This window comes from Microbacterium sp. NPDC088619 (genome assembly GCF_044752825.1).
Lineage (GTDB): Bacteria > Actinomycetota > Actinomycetes > Actinomycetales > Microbacteriaceae > Microbacterium.
In genome coordinates, this window is record NZ_JBIVLZ010000001.1 from 2,914,662 (window position 1) to 2,931,782 (window position 17,121).

Annotated in this window: 14 protein-coding genes; 9 read left to right on the top strand and 5 right to left on the bottom strand. The window is 67.7% G+C overall.

Annotated features, from left to right (window positions below):
* Positions 1 to 61: 61 nt before the first annotated feature.
* Positions 62 to 493, bottom strand: a complete 432-nt coding sequence (locus tag ACIP5T_RS14100) for an META domain-containing protein (protein WP_400864357.1) — start codon at positions 491 to 493, stop codon at positions 62 to 64.
* A 339-nt stretch (positions 494 to 832) separates the two neighbouring features.
* Here ACIP5T_RS14100 and ACIP5T_RS14105 point away from each other — a divergent pair, with 339 nt between their 5' ends.
* The 9 genes from ACIP5T_RS14105 to ACIP5T_RS14145 all read left to right on the top strand — a co-directional run bounded on the left by ACIP5T_RS14105 (position 833) and on the right by ACIP5T_RS14145 (position 12,212).
* On the top strand, positions 833 to 3,004 hold the full coding sequence (locus ACIP5T_RS14105; RefSeq protein WP_400864360.1) for a S1 family peptidase: 2,172 nt from the start codon (positions 833 to 835) through the stop codon (positions 3,002 to 3,004).
* A gap of 165 nt (positions 3,005 to 3,169) precedes the next feature.
* Complete coding sequence (locus ACIP5T_RS14110; RefSeq protein WP_400864362.1) at positions 3,170 to 4,180, top strand: LacI family DNA-binding transcriptional regulator; 1,011 nt, start codon at positions 3,170 to 3,172, stop codon at positions 4,178 to 4,180.
* A 166-nt stretch (positions 4,181 to 4,346) separates the two neighbouring features.
* Entirely contained in the window at positions 4,347 to 5,669 is a 1,323-nt protein-coding gene (locus ACIP5T_RS14115) for an ABC transporter substrate-binding protein (protein WP_400864364.1), read from the top strand.
* Positions 5,670 to 5,750: 81 nt separating this feature from the next.
* Positions 5,751 to 6,653, top strand: coding sequence for a carbohydrate ABC transporter permease (locus ACIP5T_RS14120; protein ID WP_400864366.1), 903 nt, complete (start codon positions 5,751 to 5,753; stop codon positions 6,651 to 6,653).
* 8 nt (positions 6,654 to 6,661) lie between these two features.
* Positions 6,662 to 7,627, top strand: coding sequence for a carbohydrate ABC transporter permease (locus ACIP5T_RS14125; protein WP_400864368.1), 966 nt, complete (start codon positions 6,662 to 6,664; stop codon positions 7,625 to 7,627).
* A gap of 1 nt (position 7,628) precedes the next feature.
* Positions 7,629 to 8,969 (top strand): arabinan endo-1,5-alpha-L-arabinosidase, encoded by a 1,341-nt coding sequence (locus tag ACIP5T_RS14130; protein ID WP_400864371.1) that lies wholly within the window; start codon positions 7,629 to 7,631, stop codon positions 8,967 to 8,969.
* A complete protein-coding gene (locus tag ACIP5T_RS14135; RefSeq protein WP_400864373.1) occupies positions 8,966 to 9,616 on the top strand; it encodes a YesL family protein in 651 nt (216 codons plus the stop codon). The genes ACIP5T_RS14130 and ACIP5T_RS14135 overlap by 4 nt, the downstream gene beginning before the upstream one ends.
* A gap of 77 nt (positions 9,617 to 9,693) precedes the next feature.
* Positions 9,694 to 11,193, top strand: coding sequence for an alpha-N-arabinofuranosidase (locus ACIP5T_RS14140; RefSeq protein ID WP_400864375.1), 1,500 nt, complete (start codon positions 9,694 to 9,696; stop codon positions 11,191 to 11,193).
* Positions 11,194 to 11,198: 5 nt separating this feature from the next.
* Positions 11,199 to 12,212 (top strand): arabinan endo-1,5-alpha-L-arabinosidase, encoded by a 1,014-nt coding sequence (locus ACIP5T_RS14145; protein WP_400864378.1) that lies wholly within the window; start codon positions 11,199 to 11,201, stop codon positions 12,210 to 12,212.
* 82 nt (positions 12,213 to 12,294) lie between these two features.
* On the opposite strand, the gene ACIP5T_RS14150 is transcribed toward ACIP5T_RS14145, so the two are convergent.
* From ACIP5T_RS14150 to ACIP5T_RS14165, 4 genes are read right to left on the bottom strand one after another with little or no spacing between them, the layout of a single operon-like run.
* A complete protein-coding gene (locus tag ACIP5T_RS14150) occupies positions 12,295 to 13,818 on the bottom strand; it encodes an alpha-N-arabinofuranosidase (RefSeq protein WP_400864380.1) in 1,524 nt (507 codons plus the stop codon).
* A 37-nt stretch (positions 13,819 to 13,855) separates the two neighbouring features.
* Complete coding sequence (locus tag ACIP5T_RS14155) at positions 13,856 to 14,761, bottom strand: carbohydrate ABC transporter permease (RefSeq protein ID WP_400864382.1); 906 nt, start codon at positions 14,759 to 14,761, stop codon at positions 13,856 to 13,858.
* Positions 14,761 to 15,711 (bottom strand): carbohydrate ABC transporter permease, encoded by a 951-nt coding sequence (locus ACIP5T_RS14160; protein WP_400864384.1) that lies wholly within the window; start codon positions 15,709 to 15,711, stop codon positions 14,761 to 14,763. Before ACIP5T_RS14160 ends, ACIP5T_RS14155 begins: the two co-directional genes overlap by 1 nt.
* Entirely contained in the window at positions 15,708 to 17,045 is a 1,338-nt protein-coding gene (locus tag ACIP5T_RS14165) for an extracellular solute-binding protein (protein WP_400864387.1), read from the bottom strand. Before ACIP5T_RS14165 ends, ACIP5T_RS14160 begins: the two co-directional genes overlap by 4 nt.
* Positions 17,046 to 17,121: the final 76 nt, after the last annotated feature.

Consider the following 17,121-nt stretch of genomic DNA (forward strand, 5'->3'; position numbering starts at 1 on the left):
CCCGGGTCAGTGCACCCGGGTCGGGTTCGATCGCACGCCGCACTCGCCGCGGCGGAGATGATCAGCTCGCGCGAGTGAGGTTCCCCAGCTCCGCGCCCGACGCGTCCTTGATCACGAGGACGTCGCCGTCGATCTCCACGGCACGAACGCCCCGCATCCAGTCGTCGACGCCGGGGCAGGCCTTCAGCGTCGAGGCGAATCGGGCGAGGTCGACGCGGTCGCCGTTCACCGAATAGGTCGTCGTGATGCCGTTGCAGCCATCGCTGCCGTGCACCTCTCCGTCGGCGGTGAACTCCAGGTGCGGCTGGCCCGAGGCGTCGTCGCCCCACAGGCCGACGAGCTTCTCGACGATGGCGTTGTCTTCGCCCGTGGGATCGCCGCTCGAGGTCGGTGCGCCGCTCGGGGCGCCCGTCGCGCAGGCCGCGCCCATCAGGGCGAAGGCTCCCAGCATCGCGAGGCCGACGAGGTTTCGTGCTCTGCGGTGGGTGCTCATGCTGGCCATGCTAACGGTGCCGCCTGCGAACGCAATGGCGCGCGTGATCCGGCCGGAGCTGACCGATCCCGCATCCGGATGACGCAACGCGGGCGCGTTTACCCCACACCGGACGTCCAGGTCAAGCGGTGAAATTCCGGTAAACAATTTCCCCATTCTGTGGATTTACTGGGTACTCTTCTAGAGATCCCTGTTCGTCCCGACGGACAGGATCCTGCTTGTCGGGGGGCCAGCGTCGCAGTTCACGCCTCCACCGGGAGGCGAACGGTTCTGTGTGCATCGCACACTGCCGGAGATGAAACTGACTGACGATCCGTGACCAGCAAGGACATACATCACATGAAGCACAGAGTGACAGGCCGACGCCCATTGGCGTTGACGGCCGCCACCACCCTCGCCCTCTCGGGCCTCTTCCTGGGAGCGCCTGCGGCGTTCGCGCAGGATGACGCCGAGCCGACTCCGGCTCCGACCACGACCGAAGCCCCCGTTCAGGACGCTCCGGACGCAGAGGTCGTCGAGGCGACCAAGAAGGCTGCCGAGCAGGGCGTCGAGGTCGTCGCCTTCGGCACGAACGCAAACGGTGGAGGCGTCGTCGTCGTCACCTCCGACAGCCCGACCAGCGGCGAAGCGATCGACGATGTCGCGGCCAAGGCCCGCCTCACCGACCCGGCCGTCGTCACGGTCGACCGCGTGCTCTCGGCTTTCGACGAGGGTGACGTCGTCGGCGGACAGGGCTACCTGTCGGTCAGCCCCGACCTCGAGAGCTTCGTCGCCGGCGAGCCCGGAAGCAACGCCTGGTCGTGCTCCGTGGGCTTCGCCGCATTCACGCCCACCGGTGACCCTGCGCTCCTCAGCGCCGGACACTGCGCCTTCGACGAGAGCGGCGCACCGCTCACCGACACCACTCTCACCGTTCCCGGTGACGAGCCGGCAGTCGGCGGATCCCCCTCACTCCCCGCGTCGATCGAGCTGCTCGGCACGTTCGGCTTCGCCCAGTTCGGCGGCGGCGACGGAGGCCTCGGCTCGAACGGCGACACCACCGCGACCGACATCTCGGTCATCGACATCGACGAGGCCGCCGGCTGGAACCCGGTTCCCGCGGTCACCGACTGGACCACGGCCGGTGACTCGCTGAGCTCGCTCGCCGACAGCGTCATCGAGATCAAGTCCGTCGCCGCCCCGGCGCTCGGCGAGGTCAACAAGAGCGGTCGCACCACCGGCTTCACCACCGGTGTGGTCGACGGCGACGACATCCTCGACGGATGGGCGAGCATCGACGGCCACTGGGTTCAGGGCTTCTCGAGCAACACTCCCGCGGCTCCCGGCGACTCCGGCGGCGCGGTCATCCAGGGCAATGCGGCCGTCGGCCTCATCAGCGGTGGATCCGAGGCGACAGAGACCGAAGAGCAGTTCACCTGGGCGGCATCGCTCGTGACCGCTCTGCCCAAGACCAACGGCTACCAGGTCGCGCTCGACCTCGACGCTCCGGTCATCACGAGCCCGACCGACGGTGCAGAGGTGCAGCCCGGAACGGCCATCACCGGAACCGCTCCCGGAGCGGCCAAGGTCACGGTCAGCGGCTTCGGCGCAGACCAGACGGTCGACGTCGTGGACGGCGCCTTCTCGGTCGTCGGCCCTGTCGAGCTCGGTGAGCAGACCATCTCGGTCCGTGCGCGCACCGGCTTCAGCTCTTCCGAGACCGTCTCGATCGACGTGACCGTGGTGCCTGCTCCGCTCGTCGCACCGGTCATCACCTCGCCGGCTGACCGCTCGACGGTCACCGAGGCCGTCACCGCGATCAGCGGCACCGGCCTGCCGACCACCGGCATCACGGTGACGGACGCCGAGACCGACGACGTGCTCGGCACGACCGAGGTCGCCGCAGACGGTTCCTGGACCGTCGACGGACTCACCTTCGGGTACGGCGAGCACAGCGTCGTCGTGACGCAGACCCGCGACGGCGAGGTCTCGCCTGAGGCCACGTCGACGTTCGCCGTCCGCCCCGTCTCGCCGGCCGTGACCTCGGTCGCGAACGGTGCGGAGTTCGCCCACAACGACGGCCCCTCAGGGCTCGCCGGCACGGGCATCGACGGCGCGACCGTCACGGTGAAGCTCAACGGCGCTGAGCCGGCATCCGCGAACACGGCGGCCCTCGCGGGCGCCTTCGCCGCCGCGAGCGGCACGTTCACGGCCACGGTCGAGGACGGCGCATGGAGCGTCCAGTTCGGCGCGGCTCTCGAGTCGGGCACGTACACGGTGTCGGCGACGCAGGTCGTCGACGGCGTCTCGTCGGCTCCGACCGATCTGGCGTTCGCGGTTCTCGCCGCACCGGTCGCCGGTGGTGGCGGCGCTGCTCCCGGTGACGGTGGTGCAGCCGCACCCGGTGACGGCGGACTCGCCGTGACCGGTGCCGACATGCTCGTCCCGCTCTCCGCCGCAGCCATCGCGCTCGCGCTGCTGTCGGGTGGACTGCTGCTGGTCTTCCGTCGTCGCCAGACGATGGAGAGCTGAACACGCTGATCACCCGTCGGTGACGCCGGAAGGCGCCGCTGACTGAAGATCGAGAAGCAACGCGGGTCCCGTGGCGAATGCCGCGGGACCCGCGTTCTGTGTAGGGTGATCTCGCGGTGAATCAGCGTTTCTGCAACGGTGAGCCGAAGGGATCCGGGAGGCGCCATGGCGGTGACGTTGCACGATGTGGCACGCCTGGCCGAGGTGTCGATCAAGACGGTGTCGAACGTCATCAACGACTATCCGCACATCCGCCCGGCCACTCGTGAGAAGGTCGAGGCCGCGATCGCCGAGCTCGGCTACACGCCGAACCTCACGGCGCGCAATCTGCGCTCGGGGCGCACGGGGGCCATCGCCCTCGCCCTGCCCGACCTGGGTCTGCCGTACTTCGCCGAGCTCGCCGCGCTCGTGATCCAGGAGGCGGAGGCGGCCGGCGTCGTGGTCCTCGTCGAGCAGACGGGTGCCGACCGCATCCGCGAGCTCGATCTGCTGCGCAGCCCCCGACTCAAACTGACCGACGGGCTGATCTTCAGCCCGCTCGGCATGGGGCAGGAGGACGCCGCGGCTCTCGATGTCTCGTTCCCCCTGGTGCTCCTCGGCGAGCGCATCTTCGACGGTCCGACCGATCACGTCACCATGCGCAATGTCGAGGCGGCGCGTGCCGCGACCGAGCATCTCCTCTCGCAGGGGCGTCGCCGCATCGCGGTGGTGGGTGCGCACGAGGGCGAGGTCCTCGGCTCGGCGGCGCTGCGGCTGCAGGGCTACCGTGAGGCGCTGGAGGCGGCGGGCATCGCCTACGACGAGACGATCATCGGGTACACGACCCTGTGGCACCGCGCGAACGGTGCGGACTCGATGCGCGAGCTCCTCGCCCGCGGGGGCGAGTTCGACGCGGTGTTCGGGTTGAACGACACGCTCGCGCTCGGCGCCATGCGCGTTCTCCAGGAGTCGGGGCGCCGTGTGCCCGATGACATCGCCGTGGTCGGCTTCGACGGGCTGGACGAGGCCGCCTATTCGATCCCCTCGCTGACTACGGTCGACCCCGGGCGCGCGTGGATCGCGAAGACCGCGGTGTCGACCCTGCTCGCGCGGATCGCGGGGGATGCCGACGCCCCGGCCAGGACCCTCCTCGCGGACTACCGCATCCTCGAGCGGGAATCCGCCCCCTCGGCCTGATCCGACTCGGCCGTACGCCTCCGGAATTGGCGATTGACAGTTCCGGCCAATCGAGTCACAATGTCTTCTACAACGTTTACTACAACGTTGTAAACGAGTGGGACCGCTCCAGCGCAGCAGCTGAGCGACGACATCGAAGTCACTTCCCGAGAGGAATCACAGCACAATGAAGTCACGGATCCTGGCCGTCGCCGGCGTTATCGCCCTCGCCACGGCAACCATCACCGGATGCTCGAGCGGCACGGCCGCAGGGGGCGACAGCGACACGCTCACTTTCATGTTCCGCGGCAGCGATGCCGAGAAGGCCGCGTACACCGCAGCGATCGAGCAGTTCGAGAAGGACAACGACGTCACGGTGAAGATCATCATGACGACGGCCGACGAGTACAGCACCAAGCTCAAGGCGGCGATCACCGGCAAGCAGATCCCCGACGTGTTCTACGTCGATCCCGGCAGCGTGCAGGCGTACGTGAAGTCCGGGATCATCAAGGACATCACGAAAGAGGTCGAGGCCACGGTCGACCTCGACAACGTCTGGCAGTACGGCGTCGACAGCTACCGCTTCGACGGCAAGCTCATGGGCGAGGGCGCGATCTACGCGATGCCCAAGGACGTGGGGCCATTCTCGTTCGGCTACAACAAGACCATGTTCGAGGCGGCCGGCATCCCGCTGCCCTCGGTCGACGACCCCTACACGTGGGACGAGTTCATCGACGTCGCCAAGAAGCTGACGCTCGACACCGACGGCGACGGCGTCCTCGACCAATGGGGCACGGGCCTCAACGTGCAGTGGAACCTGCAGTCCTTCGTCTGGTCGAACGGCGGTGACTGGCTGAACGACGACCGCACCGAGGTCACCGTCGACAGCCCCGAGTTCGCCGAGGCCCTGCAGTTCTTCGCCGACATGCAGAACGTCGCGCAGGTGACGCCGTCGGTCACCGACGCGCAGACCCTCGACACCTACCAGCGGTGGATGCAGGGCGACATCGGCTTCTTCCCCGTCGGGCCGTGGGACGTGCCCACCTACGAGACGCTCGACTTCGACTGGGACCTGATCCCGTATCCGGTCGGCTCGACCGGCGAGACCGCCACCTGGGTCGGCACCCTCGGCATCGCCGTCGCCGAATCGTCCAAGAACGCGGATCTCGCCACGAAGCTCGCGATCTATCTCTCCACCGACGAGACCGCGCAGCAGTCGCTCGTCGACGCCGGCGTGCAGGTGCCCAACCTCAAGGACATGGCAGACACGTGGGTGGCATCCGCGACGCTGCCGCCCGCCAACAAGCAGGAGTTCCTCGACATCGTCAACCAGGACGGCCGCGCCCTGCCCGCCAACACGACCTACAGCGCCGAGTGGTACGACGAGCTCTTCAAGAACATCCAGCCGGTGCTCGACGGCAAGCAGACCGCCGCCGACTACCTCGCCGAGGTGCAGCCGCGCATGCAGGAGCTGCTCGACAAGGCCAACGCCGACGCCGGCATCGGCTGACCGTCCTGCGGGGCCGCGCATGTGCGCGGCCCCGCAGAGCCCCTGACCACATCCGCTCCCGTTCTCTGAGAAGAGGTGACCATGTCGACGACGACATCCCGTCGATCCCGACTGCACCGCCGTGAACATCTCGTCGCGGCCGCGTTCGTCGCGATCCCCGTGCTCGGCTTCCTGATCTTCATCGCCTATCCGCTGCTGTTCTCGTTCTACGCCTCGTTCACCAAATGGAACGGCCTGAGCGACCCGGTCTTCAACGGTCTCGACAACTACGCCGAGATGTTCGCCGACCCGTACTTCTGGCAGGCGATGGGCAACACCGTGTTCATGATGATCGGCATCCCGATCGGACTCGTCCTGTCACTGCTGCTCGCGCTCGCGCTCAACCGCAAGATGCGCGGCACGACGTTCTTCCGCACCGTCTACTACGTGCCGGTGATCTCGTCTCTCGCCGCCGTCGCGATCCTCTGGCAGTGGGCGTACAACGGCGACTTCGGGCTCATCAACCAGGTGCTCGCGATCTTCGGCATCGACGGCCCCAACTGGTTGCAGAACGCCGACACCGCGAAGCCCGCGATCATCATCATGTCGGTGTGGAAGGGGCTCGGCTTCTCGATGCTGCTGTACCTCGCAGCGCTGCAGTCGGTGCCCAGGCACCTGTACGAGGCCGCGGCCATCGACGGGGCGAACGCATTCCAGCAGTTCCGCCACATCACGATCCCGATGCTGAGCCCGGTGACGTTCTTCCTCGTCGTGACCAGCATCATCGGCGGAGCCCAGATCTTCATCGAGATCAACATCATGACCCCGACCGGCGGCCCCGAGTTCTCGACGGCATCCATCGTCTGGTACATCTGGCAGAAGGCATTCAACTACCTGCAGATGGGCTACGCCACCGCGATGTCGGTGGTGCTCGGACTCCTGGTCTTCGTGATCACCGCGATCCAGTTCCGGATCAACCGCCGCTTCCAGTTCTCGATCGACTGAGGCCCATCATGAACCAGCTCCTGACCGACACCGCCGACGATACCGTCGCGGTCACCGTCCCCACCGCCCGTCGTCGTCGTCAGCTCCGCGGAGGCGTGGGCCGCCCCACCGGCAACGGCATCACCACCGGGCGATCGCGCACGACCCGACGCCGTGCCGTCGACGCGATCCTCTTCGCCGTGCTCTCCCTCGGCGGCGTCATCATGATCGCGCCGCTGCTGTGGACCTTCAGCACCTCCCTCAAGACCAAGGAGGCGGTCTTCTCGCTGCCGCCGCAGTGGATCCCCGATCCGGTGCAGTGGGAGAACTACATCCGGGTGTGGTCCGCCGGTCCGCTCGCCAGCGGCATCGTGAACAGCCTCATCGTGTCCGTGAGCGTCACGATCGTCGGCACCGTCAGCTCGGCGATCGCGGCGTTCGCGTTCGCGAAGATGCGCCTGCCGTTCAAGAACGTCGTGTTCCTGTCGCTGCTCGCCGCCATCATGATCCCGTTCCCGACGATCATGATCCCGCAGTTCACGATGTTCGCGAACGCCGGACTCGTCGATACGCTCTGGCCCCTGATCCTGCCCGGGATCTTCGGCAACATCGTCATGATCTTCTTCCTGCGCCAGTATCTCGACTCGGTGCCCGACTCGATCATCGAGGCTGCGAAGCTCGACGGCGCCGGCTATCTGCGGATCTTCGGGACGCTCATCTTCCCGGCGATCCGGCCGGCGATCGCCGCGCAGTTCATCCTCTGGTTCATGGCGGTGTGGAACGACTACCTCGCGCCGATCATCTACCTGAACACCCCGGAGCGTCAGACCCTGCAGCTCGTGATCGCGAGCTTCAACGCCACCTACGCGAGCCAGACCGACTACCCGCTGATCATGGCGGCGTCCTTCATCGCGCTGATCCCGGTGCTCACCGTGTTCGTGGTGTTCCAGAAGCAGATCATCGAATCCGTGGCGCTGACCGGAGCGAAGGGCTGACATGCACGCCGACATCGACATCGATATCGACACCTCGACCTGGGGTGCCAGGCACGCGCACGACCCGACCGTCGTCCGCGGGGATGACGGGCTCTGGTACATGTTCTCCACGGATGCCGTGGCCGGTGCCGATCGAGTTCCGGCCGGAGCTCACGTGCGCACCTCGCCCGATCTGGTGGAGTGGACCTATCGGGGCACCGCGCTCGACGGAGTGCCCGATCAGGCGCAGGAGTGGAGCGGGGCCTCGGGGCTGTGGGCCCCCGAGGTCGTCCGCTGGCCCACGGCGGACGGCTCGCCGCGGTGGCACATGTACTACTCGGCGTCGACCTTCGGGTCCCGCACCTCGGCCATCGGGCTGGCGACGGCGACCGATCTCGCGGGTCCGTGGGTCGACCGCGGCATAGTGATCGCCACCCGTCACGATCGCGACGGGTTCAACGCGATCGACGCGGCCGTCATCCTCGACAGGGCGGGCTCGCCGTGGATGCTCTACGGGTCGTTCTTCGGCGGCATCCACGCTGTGGAGCTGTCGCGCGAGACGGGTCTTCGCCTCCGCGACGAGCCCGGTGTGCTGATCGCGCGCCGGCCCCGCAGCGTCGACGGCGCGATCGAGGGCGCCTACGTGCTGCACCGCGATCAGGAGGACCGGTACGTGCTGTTCGTCTCGTTCGATTCGCTGGTCGACACGTACAGCGTGCGGGTCGGCGTGGCAGACGAGATCACGGGCCCCTATCGGGATCAGCAGGGACGGGACCTGACCTCTCCGTCAGACGCCGAGGCCCTCGTCGTGGGCACGAAGATCCTGGGTGGCCTGCGGTTCCCCGACGGCACCGGCCTCATCGCGCCGGGACACAACTCGATCTTCCATGACGGAGACGCGACCTTCATGGTGCACCACGTGCGCTTCGCCGACGACCCCGCTCAGCACGAGGCGCAGGTGCGGCGCGTGCACTGGACCGCATCGGGATGGCCCGTCGTGTCGCCGCATCCGTTCGCCGGACTCGGCACCGAGCGGCTGGCCGTGGCCGAGCCCGTCGCAGGGGAGTGGGATGCCGTGCGCTTCGCTCCCGAGGTGTCGACGATGGTCGACTCCAGACGGGTGCGCTGCGAGTCAGTGCTGTCGTCCGACGGCGAACCCGTCGCAGCGTCGTTGATCCTGAGGCTGTCCGACGATGACGGCGCGAGCGACGGCGCGGGCATGACCGCCGACGCCGAGGCAGTCGTTCTCGACGCCGTCGTGTTCGGCGCCTGGGATCCCGTCGCCGAGTGCACGGTGCTCGCCTTCAGCGGCATCGACGCGCACGGCGTGGTCTGGAGCGGTTCTCAGGCGGTGCGATCGTGAGCGCCGACGCGCAGGTGGGGCTCGGCTGGACCGGCCGGGTCATGCAGGTGCTGCAGGCGGTGTGCACACTGGTGCTGGTGAACCTGCTCTGCGTGGCCGGCGTCGTCGCCGGCCTCGGGATCCTCGGGCTGATGCCCGCGAGCGTGGCCGCCGCAACGGTGCTGCTCCCCGGTGACGCCTCCGAGACCGGCACGGTGCGACGGTTCCTCCGCGCGTACCGGGAGTCGTTCGTGCGGGCCAACCTGACAGGCGGTCCGCTCCTCCTCGCTGGCGTGCTGCTCGCCGCCGACGCCCTGGTGCTCCCGCGGCTCGACGGCCCCTTGGCCGCCGTGCTCACCGCGCTGACCACGGCCGTCGCGCTCGCGGTGCTGCTGATGTGGATCGTCTGCGCCACTCTGCTCGTGCGCTACCGCGACACCCCCGTCGCCGTGCTGCGCTACGCGTTGACCATTCCGCTCACCTCTCCCGTCACGGGCGCCGGTGTGCTCGTCGTCCTCGTCGCCTTCGTGGTGATCGCCGGGGTCTTCCCCGTCGTCGTCCCCCTCATCGGCGCCTCTCTTCCCCTCGCCATCGCGGTGCGCCTGATCGATCGACGCCTGGCGACGATCGATGCTCGCGATCCGCAGTCCGCGGACGCGCTGCGCTGAACACCGCAGTGCTCGTCCCCACTCACCGACCCCCTCGCCGACTCGCCGAGCCGGCCCGTACCAGAGAAGGAAACCCTGTGACCAAGGCACGCATCTCCATCGACCGTGAGGCGGTCGTCGCGACGATCGATCGACGCATCTTCGGCTCGTTCGTCGAACACCTCGGCCGCTGCGTCTACGACGGCATCTACGAGCCGGGGCATCCGACCGCGAACGAAGACGGCTTCCGTCTCGATGTCGTCGAGCTCGTGCGCGAGCTGGGATCGACCACGATCCGCTACCCCGGAGGCAACTTCGTATCGGGCTTCCGCTGGGAGGACTCCGTGGGGCCGCGGGACCAGCGGCCGGTGCGCCGTGACCTCGCCTGGCACTCGCTCGAGACCAACCAGGTCGGCGTCGACGAGTTCTCGCGGTGGCTCGCGCTCACCGGCTCGGAGCTCATGATGGCAGTGAACCTGGGGACCCGCGGAATCGAGGCGGCCCTCGACCTGCTCGAGTACTGCAACCACCCGTCGGGAACCGCGCTCAGCGACCAGCGCATCGCGAACGGCACCGTCGAGCCGCACGGCATCCGCATGTGGTGCCTCGGCAACGAGATGGACGGCCCCTGGCAGACCGGCTACATGACGGCCGACGACTACGGCAAGATCGCCGCCCGCACCGCCCAGGCGATGAAGGCGGCCGACAAGGACCTCGAGCTGGTCGTCTGCGGGTCGTCGGGATCGTCGATGCCGACGTTCGGCGACTGGGAGCGCACGGTGCTCGAGCACGCCTACGAGCACGTCGACTTCATCTCCTGCCACGCGTACTACCAGGAGCGCGGCGGCGATCTCGCGTCGTACCTGGCTTCATCGCTGGACATGCAGTACTTCATCGAGACCGTGGTCTCCACCGCCGACCACGTCGGCAACAAGCTCAAGTCGTCGAAGAAGATCAAGCTCTCCTTCGACGAGTGGAACATCTGGTACCTCGACGAGCACCAGGCGTCCGACGAGGTCAACGACGAGTGGCGCGTCGCGCCGCGTCAGCTCGAGGACGTGTATTCGGTGGCGGACGCGGTCGTGCTCGGCAATCTGCTCATCACCCTGCTCAAGAACCACGATCGCGTGGCGTCGGCCTCGCTCGCGCAGCTCGTCAACGTCATCGCCCCCATCATGACCGAGCCCGGCGGCGCCGCCTGGCGTCAGACGACGTTCTTCCCGTTCTCGGTGACGTCGAGACTCGCGAAGGGCGAGATCGTCCGGCCGCGCATCGACGTGCCGACCTATGAGACGGCGGTGCACGGATCCGCTCCGCTCGTCGACTCGGTGGTGACGACCGACGGCACGGCATCGGCGGTGTTCCTCGTGAACCGCAGCCAGACCGAGGCGATCGAGGTCAGCATCGCGGTCTCGGAGCTCGGTGCGACGCGCATCGACGAGGCCGTCACCGTGTGGGACGACGACGTGTACGCCAAGAACACGCTCGCGGATCAGGAGCGCGTCGGGTTGAAGAACCTCGACGGTGCGGTGATCGCGGACGGGGTGCTCACGGTCACACTGCCTCCGGTCTCGTGGTCGGCTCTCGCCCTCGGTTGAGCAGCATGATCCGCCCCGCGCGCCCGGTCGGTGCCGCCGCAGTCTTCATCTTCGCGGCGGCGCTGGCCGGCTGCGCGGCGGCGCCGCCCGCGGCAGAGCCGGCGGCCGCGCTCTCGGGCGACGTGTTCGTGCACGACCCCGCCTATGTGAGTGACGGTGACGAGGCATTCGTCTACTCCACCGGCAACGGGCAGATCGGCGACGGCAACGTGCAGATCCGTCGATCCGACGACGGCATCGACTGGGAGTACGTCGGCGAGGTATGGGCGGAGAAGCCCGCATGGCTGTCGGAGGCGGTGCCGGGGGTGGACAACCTCTGGGCGCCCGAGCTGTATGAGCACGACGGCACCTGGTACCTCTATTACTCGGCATCGACCTTCGGAGCGAACACGTCGGTGATCGCTCTCGCGACCAACACCACGCTGGACCCCGACGACCCCGAGTACGAATGGGTCGACCGCGGAGAGGTCATCGCGTCCGCAGGCACCGACTTCAACGCGATCGATCCCGGGATCGTCGAAGACGAGGAGGGCGTGCCCTGGATGGCCTTCGGCTCGTTCTCCTCGGGCATCCGCATGGTGCAGCTGTCGTGGCCGAGCGGTCTGCGGGCCGACGAGGACGAGCCTCTGCGCCTCGCCGATCGCGGGCTGATGGAGAACGCGATCGAGGCGCCGTACATCGTCGCGCACGACGGGGCCTTCTATCTGTTCGCGTCTCGTGGTTTCTGCTGCCGCGGTGTCGACAGTACGTACGAGATCATCGTCGGCCGGTCGACATCGGTCGGCGGACCCTATCTGGATGCCGACGGGGGTGCTCTGCTCGACGACGGCGGCACCGTCGTGCTCGCCACAGACGGCGATCGCATCGGACCGGGCGGGCAGTCGGTGTCTGACGGCGCGCTCGCGTTCCACTATTACGACGGCCGTGCAGACGGTGTCGCGACGCTCGGCCTGCTGCCGATCACCTGGGAGGACGGCTGGCCGCACGTCGAGTGGCCGGCCGACGACTCGGCGGACTGATCGACCGCCGTCCGGCCGTCGAATCGCCCATCTGCCCGGTGTTCCGAAGAAACGGGTCAGATGAGCGATTCGATTCCGGCGGTCAGGCCAGCTCGATCACCGACCACGACAGCGGCGGGAGCATCGCTCGCACCGCGCCGTCGACGACCTCGGCGGCTGCGAGCGGCACCATGTGCACGGCATCCTGCGTGGTCTCGAGGTTCGCGGTCTTGCGGTCGCCTCCCTCGGGGATCGTGAGGGTCTCGGCGTTCACGACGCGGAGTCCCGTGAGGCCGCGCAGCTCGACGGTCAGGTCGCTCTCCTCGTCGAGAGAGCGGTTGGCGACGAACACGACGACGCGGCCGGTCTCCTCATCCCACGTGGCTGCGGCGTCGACCGAGTCGACCCCGCCGTAGCGCTTCGTCTCGATCTGCGGTGCCGACACCGCGAGGCGCAGGATGCGGCCCTTCGCGAGGCGCGCCATGCGCTCGAAGGGCCAGAAGCTCGTCTGGCGCCAGGCCGGACCGTTCTCCTCCGAGCGGATCGGCGCGATCACGTTGACGAGCTGCGCCTGGTTGGCGATCTTCACGCGGTCGCCGTGACGTAGCAGGCTGTTGAGCAGGGTGCCGACGACGACGGCATCCGTCACGTTGTAGGTGTCTTCGATCAGCCGCGGGTGCTTCTTCCACCCCGCCTTAGCGATCTCGACCGACTCGACGTCGTTGAACGTGCGCTGATCCCACACGTTCCACTCGTCGAACGAGATGTCGACCTGCTTGGTGTGCTTGCCCGCGGCCTTGACGGCGTCGATCGTCGCGATGACGCCGTCGATGAACGCATCCATGTCGACCGACTCCGCGAGGAACGACTCGGCGTCGCCGTCGTGCTCCTGGTAGTAGGCGTGCATCGAGACGAAGTCCACCTCGTCGTAGGCGTGCGTGAGCACGGTGTGCTCCCACGTGCCGAACGTCGGCATCGACCGGGCCGACGAGCCGACCGCGACGAGTTCGATCGTCGGGTCGACGAGCTTCATCGCCTTGGCCGACTCCTGCGCGAGGCGGCCGTACTCGGTCGCGGTCTTGCCGCCGATCTGCCAGGGGCCGTCGAGCTCGTTGCCCAGGCACCACAGCTTGATGTCGAACGGCCGCTCGGCACCGTTCTTGCGACGAAGGTCCGACCAGTAGGTGCCACCGGGGTGGTTGGCGTATTCGACGAGCGACCGTGCCTCTTCGACGCCGCGGGTGCCGAGGTTGATCGCCTCCATGACCTCGACGTCGGCCTCCTTCGCCCAGTCCATGAACTCGTGCAGGCCGAACGCATTCGTCTCGATCGTGTGCCATGCCCCGTCGATGCGCACGGGGCGGTCTTCGACCGGGCCGACCCCGTCTTCCCAGCGGTACCCCGAGACGAAGTTGCCGCCCGGGTAGCGGACCACGGTCGGACCCATCTCCTTCACCAGGGCGAGCACGTCCTGGCGGAAGCCGCGCTCGTCGGCCTGCGGGTGCCCCGGCTCGTAGATGCCGGTGTACACGCAGCGCCCCATGTGCTCGACGAACGACCCGAAGAGCCTCCGGGGGACGTCGGCGATGGTGAAGTCGCGATCGATGGTGATGCGGGCCTGAGACATTGCTCTCCTAGGTTCTGGCTCTCGAGCCGGGTGGGGACTACTGACCGCCGAAGCCGCTGGTCGCGACGCCCTTGACGATCTGCTTCTGGAAGACGATGAACACGATGATCAGGGGAAGCGCCGCGAGCACGGCCTGCGCCATGACCTGGGCGTACTGCACGCCGTAGGCGCTGATCACCGTCTGCAGGCCGACCGGCAGCGTCATCAGGGTGGTGTCGTTGATGACGAGGAACGGCCAGAGGAAGTTGTTCCAGGCGCCGATGAAGACGAAGATCGCGACGGATGCCAGGATCGGCCGCGAGAGCGGCAGCACGATCGACCAGAAGATGCGCAGGCGGCTGGCGCCGTCGACGCGGGCCGCGTCTTCGAGCTCGATCGGGATCGCGTCGAAGAAGCGCTTCAGGATGAACACCATCGCGGGGGTGACCACCTGAGGCAGGATCAGACCCCAGTAGGTGTCGATCATGTTGAACGCGAGCATCTCGTAGAACAGCGGGATGATGAGCACCTGCGGTGGCACGACGATCGAGGCGATGATCGCGACGAACAGCCACTTGCGGCCGGTGAAGTCGAGCCGGGAGAACGCGTAGGCGGCCAGCGCGGAGATCGTAAGGGTGATCAGGGTCACCGCGACCGACGTCCAGAGGCTGTTGAACGCCCACGTGTAGACGTTCCCCTGCGACAGGATCGCCGTGAAGGCCTCGACGGTCGGGCCCGAGGCGCCGATCCATGACGGGTCGCCGCTGGCGGCATCCGTCTCGGTCTTGAACGCCGTCGCGACCGCCCAGAGGAACGGCAGCAGCCAGCCGATCGCGAGGATGATCAGGACGACGAGGGCGCTGATTCGCAGCGCTCCGAACGGCTTCTGACCCGGCAGGTGCGAGCGGCGGGCGCGCGCCGGCTTGGTCGTGGTGATGGTCTCGGTGAGTGTGGCGGTGGACATCACAGCTGCGACTCCTTCCGGCGGCGCATGATCAGAGCCTGCGCGACGCCGATGATGACGATGAGAGCGAAGAACACATAGGAGATCGCGGCCGAGTAGCCGAATCGGTAGCTGACGAATCCTGCTTCGTAGATGTACTGGACGATCGAGCGGGTGGTGTCGCTCGCGACGCCGCCGAGCATCTGGTATGCCTGATCGAAGAGCTTCAGAGACGCCAGGATCTGCAGGATCAGGATCAGCACGGTCGCGGGGCCGAGCTGGGGGAGCGTGATCGACCAGAACTGCCGCCACGGGCCCGCGCCGTCGAGCGAGGCGGCCTCGTACTGCTGCGGTGGGATGTTCTGCATCGCGGCGAGATAGAGCAGGAAGTTGAATCCGACCGTCCACCAGATGGTGGCGATGACGATCGACAGCATGTTGGTGTCGGGGTTCTGCAGCCAGGCGAGCGGCTCTAGACCGAAGAACTCGAGGATGTTGTTCGCCGCGCCGATCTGCGGGTTGAAGATCCAGACCCAGATCTGCGAGATCACGGTCGAGGCGAGCAGATAGGGCATGAAGAACGACAGCCGCCACAGCCACTGGCCGGGGAGGCCGCGGTCGACGAGTGCCGCCATGAGCAGCGCGATCACGACGAGCGGCACGGTCGACAGCAGCGTGAACCACACCGTGTTGCCCATCGACTGCCACATCTTGGGATCGGTGAGTGCCTCGGCGTAGTTCGCGAAGCCGATGAACGATCCGCCTGCTCCCGTGAGGGACTGGTCGGTGAAGCTGAGGATGATGCCATGCACGATCGGCCAGGCGAGGAACAGCACGAACGCGAGAAGGAAGGGAGCGAGGAACGCCCAGCTGATGAGCTGCTCTCGGTTGCGGGAGCCGGCGCGTCGAGCGGGAACGGCCGACTTCGAGCCGGTGACGATGGTGCGGGTGGAGTCCGTTGCGGTGGTCATGATGCGAACGTCCCCTCGGGGTCTGCCGGGTTGGGCTGCCGGAGGAGTGTGTTGACGCGAGCCTCGAACCGGTCGATGGCCGCGGCTGGATCGTCGCCCGAGAGCAGCACTCCCTGCACGGCGGCGCCGAACTCGCCCTGGAAACTCGATCCTGAGCCGGTGAACCACGCGGTGGGGTCGTAGACGACGTGCTGCGCGGCCTCGGCGTAGTTGGCCTGGGGAATCAGGTCGGCGTACTCGGGCGACTCGGTGACCGGCAGGAATGCGGGGATGTGCCCGGCCTCGGCCCAGCCGAACGAGCCCTTGAGCATGTCGGCGACGAACCGGTAGGTCAGGTCGCGCTTGGCGGGATCGGCGTTGGTCTGGTGCGGCAGCACGAACGAGTGCGAGTCGGCGTAGACCGCCGGCGTGCCGAACAGGGTGGGGATCATCGTCGCGTCCAGCGGCAGCTCGGCCGCCTGCATGGTGCGCAGCTCCCAGACGCCGGTGAACAGCATCCCGCTCTTGCCGGTGGCGAACTCGGCCACCGCGCTGCCGTAATCGGCCTGCGCGAGCGCGATCTCCCCGTCGAGCAGCGTGCGCATGAGGGTGAGCGACTCGACCGCGGCGTCCTTGTCGATCACTGCCTTGCCGCCGGCCGGCAGCTCCATCGCACTGCCGTGCTGCGAATAGAACGTATAGAAGAGGCGCCACATCTGGGCGCCGTCGCCGAGGTAGCCGTACGAGAGCGCGTGCCCTTCGGCCTGGCCGCCGATGGCGCGCAGCTGGTCGAGGAACTCGTCAGGAGACGACGTCTCCTGCAGGCGTCCGTCGCTGTCGAGCACGCCGGCGGCGTCGCAGATGTCGGTGTTGAACATCGCGACGAAGGGATGCGCGTCGAGCGCGACGCTGTACATGTCCTTGCCGACGAAGCCCTTCTCCCAGATCGGCTTCGGGAACGTCGACGCGTCGACGCCGAGATCGGCGAGCCGGTCGAGGTCCCAGGTGTCGAGCAGGCCGCCCGGCGCCCAGCCGACCGTGCGCGTCGCGTGCATGATCGCGACGTCGGGGGCACGACCGCCGGCGCCTGCCATGGCGAGCTTCGTGTAGTACGGAGTGCCCCAGGCGAGCACGGTGGGGCGGATGCGGTAGTCGCTCTGCGCCGCGTTCGCGGTGTCGAGCAGCTGCGACATGGTCACGCCGTCGCCACCGGAGAGCAGGTGCCAGAACTGCAGGGTCGTGGCGTTCGAACCGGGGACGGTGCCGGGGGCGCAGCCCGCGAGCAGCGCCGCGGCGGCTGTGACGGAGGCGGCAGTCAGGAACTGCCGCCGAGACAGATCGAGCGGGGGCGTCATCGTCACTCCTTCGTGACAGCGGGCGGGGTCGGCCCATCATTACATCGATGTAATCGTCGGCGCAAGAGCGACTCTG